The sequence below is a fragment of the Tunicatimonas pelagia genome, assembly GCF_030506325.1.
Lineage (GTDB): Bacteria > Bacteroidota > Bacteroidia > Cytophagales > Cyclobacteriaceae > Tunicatimonas > Tunicatimonas pelagia.
Genome location: NZ_CP120683.1, coordinates 4,600,821 through 4,616,436, shown reverse-complemented (window position 1 = coordinate 4,616,436; position 15,616 = coordinate 4,600,821). Strand labels below are relative to the sequence as shown.

Genomic DNA, 15,616 nt, shown 5'->3' with positions numbered 1-15,616 from the left:
TTCTTTTCAAAAAGAAGCTACTTTGTTTTGGTATCTCCCGACGAATTATTGGCAAAGGTATTATTACGCAAGGTAGGGGAGGAATTATCTATGATAATTCCGTAGCTGCTCGCATCAGAAAACAGGGAATTAGATAGCACTGGTACACCACCCAGGGGTACGTCTTCAATATAAACTGGAATTGTGGCCATCTTCACTTCACAATGGTTTAAGATCGAGTTGGCTCCGGTATTAGTCCCGAACTGGACTCCGCCCCACTTAGCATCTGGCTTACCAGTGGTAAGTACGATTGGTTTTTCAGCGGTACCATTAGCAACCAGGGTGCCTTTTGACTCACTCGGCGTTTTACCCACCTCTAGTCCGTAAGAGCTACCAAACTCAATAGTTACCCCGGGAGACAGCGTTAGAGTGTTTCCGGCATCAGATCCTACTCGTAACCAACTATCTGTATAGTAAGGAACAGCCAACCCCGGCCAGGTGGCATCTTCGGTTACATAAGACCCAAATACTTCAACCCGCTTCTGTCCGCTAAATGTATTGCCTTCTCCAATGGTAGGAATTTTTTCTATGGGCATCCGGATAGAATACCGCTGAGGATTACCTAACTCGTTGTTGGCAAACTTCCCGAAGTGGCCGGTTTCATCTACGTACACACTGTGCGATTTTTCTCCGCTGATTGTGCAGTGCTCCATACTCACTTCACTATCAAAAATATTTACAACCCCCGATAGCTCACTCCCCTCTGAGGACTTCACCTTTTCTATCCGACAGTACTGAAGGCTACTGGTAAGCGAGGTACCACGCTCAAAAGTAACCCCTCGCCAACTATCTTCGCTAGCCGTGAGTACAATAGGCTCAGCTTCCGTACCTTGGGCTACTACTTTACCTGATAGCCCAACACGCTCTGACCCTACACTAAACATGCCGTGGTTTTCAAAATGAATCTCTACTCCAGGACCAATTTCAAAGGTAGGGGCCGAAGCATTCCCGGTTCCTACAACCAATGAGGAAGCAACATACGGGCAGGTTTGTTTTTCCCATCGGGTGTTTTGCCTGACTGTCGTAGGCCATATTTCTATACCTTGGCTATCAAAGCGATTGTTAGCCCCAATGCTTGGTACGTCATCAGCCCCTAAGTAAACAGCGTAATCGGCTACGTCGTGAACATGGTTATCCGAAAAAGACGCAAATGCTGAACGATCTAGGTACAAACCGTAAGTTGCCGAATACTGGAACGTGCAGTTTTGAAAACTAGCCTGATTGTGGCCATCCATACGCACTAAGCCTCCTTTGGGTTTCATATCGGTGTCTGATCGTGTATTCTTTCCTCCATACTCAAAAGTACAATGGTTGAATACTGATGTTGCAGTTGAACCGTCAGTCAGCGTTAGGCCAACATAGTCACCAGCTTGTGGATTTTCGGCACCAGAGGTAAACAGAATAGGTTTCTCGACTGTACCCTCAGCCATAATTTGCGCCTCTTTTTCCATATGTGCCGAGGCGATCAACTCAGTACCTGGAGCGAACTTTATAATAGCACCAGGCTTAATGCAAAGCTTCGCCCCCCACAAGTACACATCAGCACTAACGGTATGGGTTCCTTCTTCCCAACACTCATCCCGGGTTATTGTGCCCCCGTGCGTGAAAGAGTCTGATGAACTAAGAGGTATTTCCTGACTAATAGCAATATTTTGAGATACGGTGCGCTCAACTTCGTTGGTTTGATCATTAATAATCTTCAGTTCAACGGTATACGTTCCGGCCGTATCGTAGGTATGAGTAACATCGGTCGATGTAGAAGTACGCCCATCACCAAAGCTCCATTCGTAAGAATAGCCGGACTGAATACAAGAAACTTTGAAAGTAATACCAGAAGCTGTATCAAATGCCCCTTCTGTCTCTATACAACCCTCAGACGTTACGGGTTGAGTATCAGGGGTGGGATCTATCTCTTCTGATGTACAGCTTATAAGGGTGGCTAGCGTTGATGCTAACACCCCCACTTTTAAATATTGACTTATTTTCATAATATTTTGTACTTTTAAACAAAACAATCTCATATTGCATAAACCCGGAAGTAGCTTTGATAGGAAATCTTACATCTGACAGAAATAGTAGATTTTATAGTTTAGCTTCGGTACTACATTGAATACTCGTTGGTAAGTAGAGCGTTATACTCTTATTATTTATTGTAGGTAAGGTTTTCGACGGACTTAGACTCGTAAGTGCTAGTTCCTGGAACTTGTTAAGTACTGAGCGTACTATTGTAGGTTTTACCCGGCGCGGATATACTCAGATGTTTCAACTACGTACTTAGCAGTTGAGGGCGTTTCCTTTCTGCCTGACGTCGTTCAGCAGTTCCTCCAGCATAGCTTCGGTTGTAAATGGATTCATCAGGGTTACCCGCAAAAAAACTTCCCCTTTCAGTTGGGTCTGCACTATATAAAACTTTCCCTCTTCTATAACCTGCTGTCTAATTTGAGCATTCAGCGTATTAAGCTGAGCCATTGGAACACCAAAAGGAGCATAACGAAAGCAGATAATGTTCGCCTGAGGTGTAATAGCCAACTCAATCGCTGGATGTTGTTGGATCATACTGGCAAAGTTATTAGCTAAATCGTACAATCGGGTTATGTTTTCATCCCAAAGTTTCCAGCCGTAGGTGCGTAACAGTGCGTACACCTGAATGCTCATCATTCGTTTGGTACACTCTACCGTTCGCTTTCCCGAGTTTGACCAGTCCTCTTCATCCTCATTAAGCAGATAAGAAGCTCGCTGAGAAAAAGTATCAAACGAAAGACGCTCATTTTTGAATAACAAACCTGTGGTCAACGCTGGGGTCATTAGCATTTTATGAAAATCTAGCGTGATGGAGTCAGCTTGGGATAAACCAGCAACCTGAGACCGATATTTATCTGAAAAGGCGGCGGCGGCCCCGTGTGCTCCATCTACGTGCATCCATAAATCGTACTGCTGACAGAAGCGGGCGATTTCGTCTAAATTATCATAAGAACCGGTAGAAGTAGAACAGGCCGAAGCTACTACAGCAATCACTTTTTTGCCTTCTTTTCGGGCTTGCTGAAAGTAGGGTGTGAGCTGGTCAGTACGTATTTGGTAGTAGTCATTTACCGGAACGCGGATCATGCCCGTTTCGCCCCAGCCCATTATCTTTACAGCGCGGTCTACACAGTAGTGCGCTTCTTCGGAAACCATCAGAGCTAATTGCCCCCGAGTACCTTTCTGCCAGGCTTCTCCATTCGTTTTGGCTTGGCGAGCAGCTAGTAAAGCAGTAAGGTTCGCCAGCGTTCCTCCGGAAGTCATAATTCCGCCCCCCAAACTATCGTATCCCACCTTAGCGGCAATCTGCTTCATCACCAGCCGTTCAATCGCTGACGAAACGGGCCCCATTTCATATACTGCCATTCCGTTGTTTAAAAAAGCCGAAAGTAGTCCGGCCAAAGCCGCTGCGGGCGCGGGTGTTGCTACTTGGTGTCCTACGTAGCGTGGATGATGAATATGGATGGATTCCATCAGTACCTGGTCAAAAAACTGATTGATAGTTGGCTGGGGAGAATTATCAAAATCGGCTTGCCAAGCATGTAGTTTATCCTCCGGTGATTGCCAGGGCAACACCGCCAAAGTTGAGCCTTGTTGCATTTGAGCGAGATAATCGGCCAGACGGTCGACCAACTGGTGACCCTGCTGGCGAAATTGCTCGGGATCGTAGGCTTGGTGTAGTATATCGTTATTCATGAGATTGCTTTTCTCAAAGATAAAGCAATGAATGATGATTAATTACTGATGCCTAATGATTAGTGATTGATGATCGATGAACAGTAAGCTTGGAGCGGGGTAATGTACAGCGGATCATAAACAGCGAATGATTGACTTCCAGAACCTAAAATTATGGATCGTCAATCGGGTGCCGAGTGCTATTGACTGTATACTAAAAATCAATTAACAATTGAACAATGAACAAATCAGCTGGCGAAGCTATACAGGTAGTGCAAGCTCTGAGACTGGTACATTGCTGATGGTAAGTAGCTGAGGCAAACGTACTCTCAAGTTGGTACCCCGCTCCTCAGAAGTGGTAAATGCAATCTGCCCACCAAAAGATTTAGTAATTAGCATAGCGATATATGTGCCTAAACCAGTTCCTCTTGTTTTGCCGTAGGTGACATATTTTTCAAAAAAATGATCTTGCATACTCGCTGGAATAACTCCTTGATTGTGAATAGAGATACTGGTAGCCGAAAGATTTTCCCGTTGCTTCAGTTCATTTTGTTGGGTCGAAGAGTCGCAGTTAATATCGATTCGTACCCGTGCCTGGCTAGGTGAAGCTTCTACTGCATTCTGTATTAAATTTTGCAGCATAAGCTCCATCAGTAGCAAGTCAGTCTTAATGATACACCGCTGAGTTAAAGTCGCTGGTTGTCCACTTATCCATATCTCAACCGGGTTGGCGAATTGCTTCTGTTGTAAATTATCCTGAATCTTACAGAGAAGCTGAAGCAGGTCGAAAGACTCCTGATTAGGTTGGTACGCCCCCAACTCTAACTGGTGATAAATTGCATGAGTCTTTGTCCGGTCCTGAACTTTTTGAGCCTGTTTCTCTAATAAATCCAGAAGTTGTAAACTCTCATCAGATAAGTCACTATTTTGCCTAATGAGCTGAGACAAACCAACAATATTATCAATAGGGCTACGAACATCGTGCAGCAACATATGCATAGCAATAGTCTTAGCATCCTGATCTTTTATTAAATTATCCTGCTCTAGGTTTACAGGAGCGTTAATGGTAGCCGAAAGATTTTGACGAGAGTAATCTAGTCGCCTAAGAGAAACAGCAACGTTCTTGGTTTTTTGTTCTCCTCTACGGGTGTTAGTAATAGTTTCTTGGGTGAGTTTTCTATTGGCCGATATTAAATTCTTACTAACCTGAAGTGTTTTGTGAAATGTGCTTAGTGTATCAAAATTCATAGGAGGGTGGCTATAGTGAAAAAATAGAATTAGTGGAAAAAAAACGTCTTACTGTCGACAACTAATACAGACAAAAGTAGAAGTAAAAAACCATTTCATACTATCAATAATCACCCATTTCTTACTTTAGTAAGGAAAACATAAAAACAAGCTATTATAGAATCAACTTTTTACGTATTGCGGACAATACTCACTTTTTTTGAGTCAAAAGGCTATTTTTGAAGCAACGTATTCATTAACACAGTTTATTACTTAGGTAACTTTGCGATAATTAACCGAAACCTTACACAAGATATTTAGTCTTCTCAATTGAGATTCTTTTGTTTCACCCTACGTCAATCTCTTCCACCTTCTTTATACCCGGAAGGTCATCTTTACCAAGTGTTTAGTATCAATTCAGCACGCATTCTTTGGCCCTTTCGGGCTTTTCTATACCTCTAATAGCCAGCGTAATTGTTAAGATAACTCGAATAACATTTACCCTCAGATCTTTCCAATACGTAATTTTTTGTTTTATAACGTAGCTAACTCTTCTACTCCAATAACATGATTGTTTGCACTAGGTCATTCACCAAAACTACCAGAGCCTTTTCATAAAACCAGTGATCTTTCATCTCCTCAGTTATGGTGTATATAGTAAGACGACATGAAGCAATTGAAGAGCTGAAGACCTGAATAATGGCCGTTTACTCAGGTCTTCAGCTCTTCAGTTCCGCACCGCGTAGGCTTCAATCTTTTTATGAAGAAGCCGTGCCAGAACTACTAAGTAAAAATGATAAATCTTCGTATACTGCGATCAATTCAACCTGACGTAATTTTCTGATCGTAATCTACCTACTTCTATCGTTTGAAAACTACTACTAAAATTTCCTGGAAAACGGCTACAGCTCTCGTGATAGCCAATATGATAGGCACTGGAGTTTTCACTAGCCTGGGCTACCAGTTGCTGGACGTACAGAGTACGATTAGTATCATTTTATTGTGGCTAATCGGTGGAGCACTGGCACTGTTTGGAGCGTTTAGCTACGCACAGTTGGGTACGCACTTTAAAGAGTCAGGGGGCGATTATATCTTTCTATCGCGGGTATTTCATCCGGTGCTGGGTTACTTAACCAGTTGGGTCTCGTTGATCGTAGGGTTTTCAGCTCCGGTAGCCATTGCGGCCATCGCCATGACGCAGTATCTGGCTCCGTTTGGCATTCAGGAATCAAATGCGCTAGCCGTTGGCATTATTGTGCTTATCGGTATTATGCATTCATTCAGTATCAAACAGAGCGAACGCTTTCAGAACGCCACCACGGTGCTAAAAGTGATATTCGTCCTGGTACTGATAGGGCTAGGGTTAGCCTACAGCACCAATATTCCGACCAATGCTATCGCCTTCCAACGTTCATGGCAACAAGAACTTACTACCCCGGGCTTTGCCGTATCACTCATTTACGTAACCTACGCCTACGTTGGCTGGAATGCTGCCGCGTATATTGTAGAAGAAATTCAGGATGTACGAAAAAATCTTCCAAAAGTACTGATTACCGGAGCTTTATTTGTAACAGTGATCTATGTGTTGCTCCAATTAGTTTTTCTGAAGCACGCATCATTTACTCAGTTAGAAGGCAAAGTAGAAGTGGCGACCATCGCCTTTTCCAATTTATTCGGAGTAAGCGGTAGCCGATGGGTCAGCTTTTTTATTGCTATTCAATTGGTAGCTACCATTAGTGGTTATATCTGGATTGGCTCACGGGTTACCCACGCGATGGCGAAAGAACATAGTTTATGGAAGGTAATGCGTCCGCTTAACTCGCTGGGCATTCCGGTACGCACCGTGTGGGCTCACGTATTTATCAGTATCGCCCTGACGCTGACTGGTACGTTTGAGCAAATTTTGCTTTACACCGGATTTGTATTACAGCTTATGAGTACATTAGCGGTAGCGAGTGTACTATTTGTGAAAAATAGTAGCGGATTCCGCAGTCCGGGTTATCCCTATGTACAGTACCTCTTCATTGGATTTAGCCTCTGGATTCTCGCTTACACCCTTTACGACCGCCCTACCGAAAGCCTAATTGGTCTAGGAATCATTGCGGCTGGATTAGTGACGTATTTTTTTAGCAGGTCTGAAATAGAGGATGAGAAATGAGAGAGGCGAAATATGAGATAGAGAATGCACCATTTACCATAAGATAAAAGCTCTATTTATACTGCAACCAATCGATATAGTTTTCCGGGGTTATCACTTGTGTATTACTGTTGGGATAAGCGTTTAGAAAAGTCTTTGAAAAATGGTTTTTCTTATCACCTTTTTTTCTTAACCATTTAAATTCGTAGGCACGTAACTGACCATCGCGCTCTTCCAGATAATCAATTTCTTGCTGCTGTTTAGTGCGCCAAAAATAGCAATTGGTGTATATTTCGTGAAAGTGCAGTAGCTTTTGCCGTTCGCTAACCAGGAAGTTTTCCCACAAAGCGCCCTGATCGACCCGTAAGTCCACAGTTTGGAAATTGTTGATAATAGCGTTGCGAATTCCATTATCGTAGAAATAGATTTTACGGCTTTTTCTGAGCTCATTCTGCAGATTTCGACTGAAGGAACGAAGCCGAAAGATAACAAATGCTTTTTCCAGCAAGTCAATGTAGCGGCGCACGGTGTTGGCATCCACTCCTACGGTTTGGGCTAGTTCATGGTAAGAAACTTCGGAACATACTTGTAGAGCCAATGCTTCCAGTAATGTTTCCAATATTTCCGGCTTACGAACATCCTGAAAGCGAAAAATATCTTTGTACAGATAGCTACCACTGAGGTTTTGCAGGGTTTGCCGTTCTTTCCCTACCCGGGTGACTACTTCCGGGTACATACCGTACACCAGTCGCTGCGATAATAACCGGCGTTCATCCAATAGTCCGTAGTGCTGAATTAATTCTTCGGTAGAAAATGGCAGTAGTAGATACTCTATCTTCCGCCCGGTAAGGGGTTCGTTGATTTCATTAGCCAATTCTAGCGAAGATGATCCGGTAGCAATAAGCCTGACATCAGGCATTTGGTCGGTAATCAGCTTGAGCGTAAGTCCGATATTCTTTACCCGTTGAGCTTCATCTACTATCACTAGTTTGGCCGAGCCGATCAACTGTTTTAATAAAGTAGAAGTTGGTTCTCGTAACGTTTTCCTTACATCCGGTTCGTCGCAGTTTAGCCATACAAGGGGTGCCGACTGAGCCGCTGCTAAGGTTCGCAGTAAGGTAGTCTTTCCGGCCTAACGTGGCTCTAGTACCAACAGTGCTTTACCCGGGGATAGCTCTTGCTGAAAAGATTGATACAGAACTCGGGAAATCATGAACAATCTTAACTAAACCAGATTGTAATCACAAATAGTTATAACTTTTTATGATTGCAATCCGGAAATATGCTTTTTCCAGTTTTCCCATCCCTTGTAATTCAGTACTTTCCAATACTTTTGAGATATTCATCAACTGTCATGACAGGTATTGATGCCCCTTTGAAATCTTTTGCATTGCGGGTAATTAACACTTGGCAGTCAGCTTTTAGCGCACAGAAGTATTGTAAGGCATCCTCAAAATCCTTGAAATTAGCATTTAGTCCCTTGTCAACAATCTCTTCATCTACCCCTACAACCGACGATAGCACCCTAAATTTCCGCAGCTTTTCAGTAGCAGTTTGAGAGTCTTCAAACTTAGCCAGGAAATAGTTTACAGTGGCAAAGGAGAGTGCTGAGACCGTAAAATCTAACGAACCATTATCAACCAGTGAGGCCAATTTTGCAGTTGGTTGATAAAATGGTTCTCGTTCGCCCAGCAGATCGAGCATAATATTGGTATCCAGAAATAGCTTAGGCTTCATTGGTATTTCTCCATCAGATGTTCGTAGTAGGTTGCCTTAGCATCAACTTTGGAGGGTATTTTTACCCCGCTTGCCATACTTTTCACGAAGGGGGAAATTTCTACTTCACTACTGTCTGAATCTGATTTGGGCTGGCTAGTCAGAGATTTTAGGTAGGCTTCAACAATACTGGACAGACTTCTTTGTTGGGCACTGGCGTATTCTTTTGCTTGTTGAATAACTTTAGCATCCAGCTTTAGGGTTAACTTAGTATCCATAACAATACGTATAATATTTATTGTGAGGTACGTATTACTTTTAAATAAGTTATCTTAGAAGGTTTACTCAGCCCTCAATGATTCCGCCGGATTCGTTTTAGCCGTATTGTACGTGCGGTAGCTTACGGTTAGCACCGAGATAAGTAACAAGATCAGTCCGGGAATCAGCAATAGATCTAGCCCTATCTCAGTTTTGTAAGCATAATTGTCCAGCCAAGCTCGACCGCCAAGAATCGTAGCTGGAACGGCTAACACGATAGCAATAAGGAGCAATACCAAATATTCACGAGAAAGCAGGAGCATGAGATTACTGATACTGGCTCCTAACACTTTGCGGATGCAAATTTCTTTAATTCGTAGTGTAGCCGAATACGACACTAGGGCGAATAGACCCAGACAGGCAATGAAAATAGCTAGTCCTGAAAATGCTGAAAATAGATTCCCAAACTGAAGATCAGCTTGATACTGCTGATTAAAACTATCGTCCAGAAAGAAATAGTGAAACGGATCGTCAGGATATATGGATTGATAAGTAGATTTGATGTGGGCGATAGTTTCAGAAATGTTGGATAGATTTATTTTAATAGAAAGGTAGGCTCCGTAATGATTATCCAACGATAGTAGCATGGGGCGTGGCGTTTCTTTTAGTGAACTCCAGTGAATATTCGGAACGACCCCCAGTACTTCTAGTGTATCACCAAAAACTAGTAATTGTTCGCCTACTGCCTCTTCAGGCGAACCTAATTCCAGCATCTTCATCGTGGCTTCGTTAATAATTAGCCGTTCGTAGTCATTAATCACTGCCGGAAATTCCTTCTTAGCCAAAAACTCAATGTCGTAAGTATCGGTAAAGCTGGTATCGGCAAAAATTACGTAACCCATTTTATTCCTACTTTCTGGCTCGCCCAGCTTGCGAACGTTCCATTCGCCGAGGTAACCGTGCGCTGGAATTTGGCTGGTGAGCGACACATTAGAAACTGTAACGTGGTTTGCTACTTCGTTTCTAAAGGTTCCGTATTTAGAAAACAGTACTTCTCGCCCTTCTTGAACTACAACCCGGGGACCATTCACTACCAGGACTTTCTCAATATCGTAGCCCAAATGCTGATTCTTCATAAACGTAATTTGCTGGTAAACCAAGTATGTGCCGGAAATGAGCAGCACCGAAGTCAGAAATTGAAAAGTGATGAGACCCTTTTGCAAACTAAATTTGCGTTGAGAAGTAATGCGGATTGACTTGAGTACTTGGGTAGGACGAAAGGACGACAAAACAAACGCTGGATAAAGTCCTGATAGTAAACTTCCTAACAGAACGATTAGTAAAAATCCAATCCAAAACTTAGTAGTCAGTAATACGGACAATGAAAGCTGTTGTCCGATAATACCGTTCAGCAGCGGTACAGCCAACCAGGCAATACCTACCGATAGTAAAGCCGCCAACGTATTCATCAGAAATGATTCAGCCAAAAACTGACCGATGAGCTGAGTTTTGAGGGCACCAATAGATTTACGAACACCTACTTCTCTCGCCCGATGCATAGCCCGAGCGGTAGAAAGGTTGATGTAGTTGACCCAGGCAATCAGCAGAATAAAAATAGCGATGAGCGCAAAAAATCGGATGTTCTGAATACTCCCCGGATTACTCGCTAGGTCTTTCGGAAAGTCAGACCGTAGATGAATATCGGTAAGCGGTTGCAACCTAATTTCCCAACGAGTATTTGATTTGGCTAACTCTTCACCCGTATGTTTTACAACTAGCTGATCAAACTTTTCACTAACCTCATTTGGATCGACCGATTTGTGAAGTTTAACGTAGGTTACGAAATGCTCCCAATCCCAACCATTATCTTTTTGGTAATAACTCATGTTCTCGATTTTTCTGTTTATGGATAGCAGAAAGTCGAACTGCATATGACTATTCGCCGGAAGTGGTTCTAAGACACCCGTTACTACAAAGTCACCACTAAGCACGCCTCCACTCACTTGTAGCGATTTTCCCACCGGATTTAAGTTACCAAAATATTTTACTGCCATCGGCTCAGTGAGTACGATATTGGACTTTCGGTTCAGTGCTGATTTACGGTCGCCATACTTTAGCAGAAAATCAAACATTTGTAAAAATGTGCTATCCACGTACCACATTTGGTCTTCTTGATTTCGCTCGTCGTTTTCCGAATTAATAATGATTAAACCAATTTCCTGCGGATGAACTCGTACCGTCTGTTCTATTTCCGGAATACTCTCTTTTCCAGTGGGTCCGAAGGCGTAGGTACTGTAAGCACTTTTTCCTATTTCTTCCCCATTTCTAACCACAGTGCGGGTAACTCGATAAATATCCTCCGAATCAGTATGAAACTGATCGTAACTTAACTCAAAATGAACGTACTGATAGATTAGCAGTGCGACTCCCATTCCCACCGCTAGTCCTAGAATGTTGATGGCGGAGTAGAATTTATGACGCAGTAAAACGCGAGTGCTGATACTAAAATAATGGCGGAACATAGCGGGATTTAGTAGAAGGAGTTGAGGAAAAGAACGGATTAAGCTAGGACGAAATAATACTAGTACCTGACACAGATACTTCCACTGTGCCACTCTCTTACCATGCTCTCTATTTCGCTGGTATAGTTCCTCCAGATCACCCTGAATCTCGTCAAAGTAATCCGGATGGCAGAACCAGCGAAAGAAACGGTGAGCGAAGCGTTTGATTATATTATCTTTAATTGGTTAGAAGGCCAGCTATTTCTTCCCTATTTACTCGTGCCGTAGTGTTTTGGCTGGGTTAAGTATTGCTACTTTATAAATTTGATAGCCTACCGTGAGCAGGGCAAATATTACGACAATCAGCAGGGCGGCTCCGGCCAGTAGCCACGGGAAATCAATGCGATAGGCGTAGCTCTGCAACCAGCCGTTCATACCGTAGTATACTAAGGGCAGGCTGACCAATCCGGCGATACCTAGCAACACCAGAAAATCTTTGTAAAAAATACCGATAATGCTCGATACCGTAGCCCCCAACACTTTGCGTACGCCTACTTCGGCCGTCCGTTGCACCGCCATGAAGGAAGACAGACCGAACAAACCCAGCATAGCGATAAAGATTGCCAGGCCAGCAAAGGTGCCAAATATCTGACCGAAACGTTGGTCTTGTTCGTATAGTGCAGCGAAGCGGTCATCTAGAAAAGTATAATCTAGTGGTGCATCCGGAAAGAACTTATCCCAGGTTTCGTTCAGATGCGCTAAACCCGCCGTATAGCTCTCTGATTTTAGTTTTAGTACAAAAGCTCGAGGAATATAGGATGGAAAATAAATCGTAGGCTCTACATCCGACCGTAAAGAGGTTCGGTTAAAATCTTTTACCACACCGATAATCTGGTACTTGCTTCCATCGTCATCCTCGCCAAATTGAATCTGTTCATGGACGATCTCCTCTTCATCTGCTATATCAAACTTTCTTAAAAACGTCTGATTTACCATCACTACCAGCGAATCAGCAATACGGGTTCGGTCAAAATTTCTACCGGCCAGTAGCTGCATATCTACCGTTTCTAGAAAATGCTCATCAATACTCTGCCAGTAGGTAGATCCAGGCATGGGTTCGGACAATCCTACCAAACCAATCTTTGTGGTAGTGTAACTAATATCCCCATCTTCGCCTCCCGGAATGTTGGAAGTACCCCCTACTTTCTCTATCGCTGTATGCTGACGGAGGGTTTCCTGAAAAGATTCTACTTGAGAGGTATGTTCTTCCCACTGTTCACGCCCTACCTCAGGCCTAAGAAAGCCAACCACGTAATCGGTGGAGATACCTAAGTCTCTACCCCGCATAAACTCTAGCTGATGATAGACGATGAGGGTTCCGGCAATCAGCATAATGGAAGCCGTAAACTGCACCACTACGAGTCCTTTTCGTAACGCAGTTCCACTTTTAGAATTCACAAACTTACCCTTAAGCACAGCCACCGGTTTAAATCCGGATAGTACCAACGCTGGATAGAAGCCCGACACTAGCGTACCGATGACAAAGAATATAGTTAGGCTCCGCAAGAAGGGAGGGTGATTCCAAACATGAGGAACAACTTCTTTACCAATTAACTGATGAAAATATGATAAGGATAGTTCAGAGATTAACAGGGCGATTAGAGCGGCTATAAAATTAACGAGCATTGCCTCTAACAAAAACTGATTCATTAACTGTGCTTTGTAAGCACCAATCACTTTTCTTAGACCTACTTCCTTAGCCCGGTTCACCGCTCGGGCGGTAGAAAGGTTGACATAATTGATCCAGGCAATGATTAGAATAAAGAACGCAATGATACGCAAGAAGCTTACTGCCCGGGCACTACCGGAAATTTCGGCTTCGTATTGATAGTCAGATTGAAGATGAATATCCGGCACCGCAATAAGGCTAAACGATTCCTGGCTATCTTCATCCAGATATTTCTTGGTTAGGGTTTGCAGTTTGCTAGTCAGTGATGTGATATTAGCTGAGGGAACTAGTTTTACGAATGTGTAGTAGTTACTGAATCGCCAACCCTCATGATCGTCGCGGTCGTTAAGGCTAGCATCCGACATAAGTATATCAAACTTGTACTGGGTGTTCTTCGGAACATCTTCAATCACACCCGTCACCTTGAATGGTTGATTAAACCTACCCAATATCATGAGCGTCTCTCCCAGTGGGTTCCGGTCGTCAAAATAAAATCGAGCTTTACTTTCTGTCAACACCAAAGAATTGGGTTCAGTCAGCATCGTTTCCGGCGACCCCTGAAGTACTTTATAATCAAAGATTTTGAGAAAGTTACTATCGGCTGATACTACCCCCTTTTCCCTGATTACTGATTCACCCTTGCGAAAAATCTGCCTTTCGTACTGATGGGAGACAGTAGCTTCTACTACTTCCGGTAGTTCATCTTTCAGAACTTTGGCCGTAGGATAATAGCTAGTTGCCTCACGGGTTACCACCTCGCCATTTACCGTCTGAATTAAAGAAACCCGATAAATTCGATCAGCATCGGTAAAGAAACGGTCGTAGCTTTCCTCAAAACGAAGATACTCAGTAATCAGTAGAAACGCAGCCAGTCCAAATGCCAAACCACCGATATTGATCGTGGTGAAAAGTTTTTGCCGAAGTAGGTTGCGGGTGCTGATACGAAAATAGTGTTTAAACATGGCCGGATGGGTTAGATAGGGTTGGGAAAGAGAACGAATTAAACTAGGGCGAAATAGCACAATTACTTGACCCAGATATTTCCACTGTGCTGCCCGATTACTTTGCGTTTTATTTCGCTGATAAATTTCTTCCAGATCACCTTGAATCTCGTCAAAGTAGTCAGGATGGCAGAACCATTGGAAGAAGCGTTGAGCTAGGTGTTTGATCATGAGAATTTGAAGTCAAGAGCCAGCTTCGGAATAGATTCCCAGAGAGTATTGCGAATATCGCGGTTCTGCTGAAGGGCTAGTTTCCCGAAGGCGGTAATAGTATAGTATCGCTTAGGCTTACCGCCGCGCTGAGAGCTAGCTTCCCCTTGACGAGATTCCAGATAGCCTTTTTTCTCCAGCCGTTTCAAGGCCGACTGTAATGCCCCAACGCTTACTTTTCGTTCGGCTCGTTCTTCAATAGCATCTTTAATAGCTACGCCGTAGGCTTCGTTGTAGAGCACGCCAACGGTGAGTAGGACAATTTCTTCAAATTCACCTAAAGGATAGGGCTTCATGCAATTTCTTATTGGTAGTATTGCAACTACGCAAAAAGAATTGCAATTTCCTAATTGTAGTATTGAAAAATATTCAAGGTTTGAGGATATAAGGCAAAAGGTTCAGGGCAGACTGCCGTTTCTTTAGACTGTTTGTGGCGGAAGGAGAATTTACGTTTGGCACCTAGGCTAAACGAAGTAATAGCTAGGTATCTATTAATGTTACCGTTATTTCCTTTACTTTTTCAAGCTTCGTATCATTGGTAACAAAGCTGTCGCAACTGGAAGTGATGGCCGTGGCTAACTGAATGGTATCTAGACCTTTTAAGAATTGATACTTGGCTCTTAACTGGTAAGCTTCTACTGCAATGCCTCTATCTATCTCTTTAACTTCAGTTTCTAACTCGTTCAAAAGATCCTCAAATCTGGTAATCACCTCATGCTTATTTTCTTTCTCCGGTTTTACGCCGAACTCTAAAATGGTGATTACACTGGTAATGAAAGTATGGCCTTCGGCTAAGGAAGTAGCCATTATATCTGCTACCCTATCTGCATACTTAGGATGGTTTTCGATGAGATAAATAAACGGAGCAGTATCAACAAACACTCTCATAGTTTAACTTGATCTTGTGCCCGCTCGCTGTTTATATATTCTTGGGCATCGGCGTTCCAGATACCTTTTCCTATTCCTCTATATCTGTTAAGAATAGCCTTAGCCCTTTTCTTCCTATCTACTCTTTTGAGAATTTCTTGCAACAATGTTTCCTGATCGTTAGCATCCAATTCAGAGATCTCTCTTAAGATATGCTGGACTTTCGTCATAGCTGAAA

At 43.1% G+C, this 15,616-nt stretch carries 12 protein-coding genes and 2 pseudogenes; 1 reads left to right on the top strand and 13 read right to left on the bottom strand.

Annotation, left to right across the window (positions count from 1 at the left end; genetic code table 11):
* Window positions 1-17: 17 nt before the first annotated feature.
* The 3 genes from P0M28_RS19825 to P0M28_RS19815 form a co-directional block, all read right to left on the bottom strand.
* Entirely contained in the window at window positions 18-2,027 is a 2,010-nt protein-coding gene (locus P0M28_RS19825) for a beta-helix domain-containing protein (protein ID WP_302204496.1), read from the bottom strand.
* Window positions 2,028-2,313: 286 nt separating this feature from the next.
* Entirely contained in the window at window positions 2,314-3,753 is a 1,440-nt protein-coding gene (locus P0M28_RS19820; protein WP_302204494.1) for a pyridoxal phosphate-dependent decarboxylase family protein, read from the bottom strand.
* 240 nt (window positions 3,754-3,993) lie between these two features.
* On the bottom strand, window positions 3,994-4,980 hold the full coding sequence (locus tag P0M28_RS19815) for a sensor histidine kinase (protein WP_302204493.1): 987 nt from the start codon (window positions 4,978-4,980) through the stop codon (window positions 3,994-3,996).
* Window positions 4,981-5,827: 847 nt separating this feature from the next.
* Here P0M28_RS19815 and P0M28_RS19810 point away from each other — a divergent pair.
* Complete coding sequence (locus P0M28_RS19810; protein ID WP_302204492.1) at window positions 5,828-7,117, top strand: APC family permease; 1,290 nt, start codon at window positions 5,828-5,830, stop codon at window positions 7,115-7,117.
* Window positions 7,118-7,169: 52 nt separating this feature from the next.
* On the opposite strand, the gene P0M28_RS31285 is transcribed toward P0M28_RS19810, so the two are convergent.
* The 10 genes and pseudogenes from P0M28_RS31285 to P0M28_RS19765 form a co-directional block, all read right to left on the bottom strand.
* Complete coding sequence (locus P0M28_RS31285; protein ID WP_496060945.1) at window positions 7,170-7,469, bottom strand: DUF4143 domain-containing protein; 300 nt, start codon at window positions 7,467-7,469, stop codon at window positions 7,170-7,172.
* Between the two features lie 18 nt (window positions 7,470-7,487).
* Window positions 7,488-8,216, bottom strand: a pseudogene (locus P0M28_RS31280) (ATP-binding protein); the annotation flags it as partial.
* Between the two features lie 194 nt (window positions 8,217-8,410).
* Window positions 8,411-8,833, bottom strand: a complete 423-nt coding sequence (locus P0M28_RS19795; protein ID WP_302204490.1) for a type II toxin-antitoxin system VapC family toxin — start codon at window positions 8,831-8,833, stop codon at window positions 8,411-8,413.
* Complete coding sequence (locus P0M28_RS19790) at window positions 8,830-9,090, bottom strand: DUF6364 family protein (RefSeq protein ID WP_302204489.1); 261 nt, start codon at window positions 9,088-9,090, stop codon at window positions 8,830-8,832. Before P0M28_RS19790 ends, P0M28_RS19795 begins: the two co-directional genes overlap by 4 nt.
* Window positions 9,091-9,153: 63 nt before the next feature.
* On the bottom strand, window positions 9,154-11,592 hold the full coding sequence (locus P0M28_RS19785) for an ABC transporter permease (RefSeq protein ID WP_302204487.1): 2,439 nt from the start codon (window positions 11,590-11,592) through the stop codon (window positions 9,154-9,156).
* Window positions 11,593-11,637: 45 nt separating this feature from the next.
* A pseudogene (locus tag P0M28_RS31130) lies at window positions 11,638-11,799 on the bottom strand (permease prefix domain 2-containing transporter); the annotation flags it as partial.
* A 45-nt stretch (window positions 11,800-11,844) separates the two neighbouring features.
* Entirely contained in the window at window positions 11,845-14,472 is a 2,628-nt protein-coding gene (locus tag P0M28_RS19780) for an ABC transporter permease (protein ID WP_302204485.1), read from the bottom strand.
* Complete coding sequence (locus P0M28_RS19775; protein WP_302204483.1) at window positions 14,469-14,807, bottom strand: PadR family transcriptional regulator; 339 nt, start codon at window positions 14,805-14,807, stop codon at window positions 14,469-14,471. The genes P0M28_RS19780 and P0M28_RS19775 overlap by 4 nt, the downstream gene beginning before the upstream one ends.
* Before the next feature lie 184 nt (window positions 14,808-14,991).
* Complete coding sequence (locus P0M28_RS19770) at window positions 14,992-15,399, bottom strand: type II toxin-antitoxin system VapC family toxin (RefSeq protein WP_302204482.1); 408 nt, start codon at window positions 15,397-15,399, stop codon at window positions 14,992-14,994.
* On the bottom strand, window positions 15,396-15,608 hold the full coding sequence (locus tag P0M28_RS19765) for a hypothetical protein (protein WP_302204480.1): 213 nt from the start codon (window positions 15,606-15,608) through the stop codon (window positions 15,396-15,398). The genes P0M28_RS19770 and P0M28_RS19765 overlap by 4 nt, the downstream gene beginning before the upstream one ends.
* Between the last annotated feature and the right edge of the window lie 8 nt (window positions 15,609-15,616).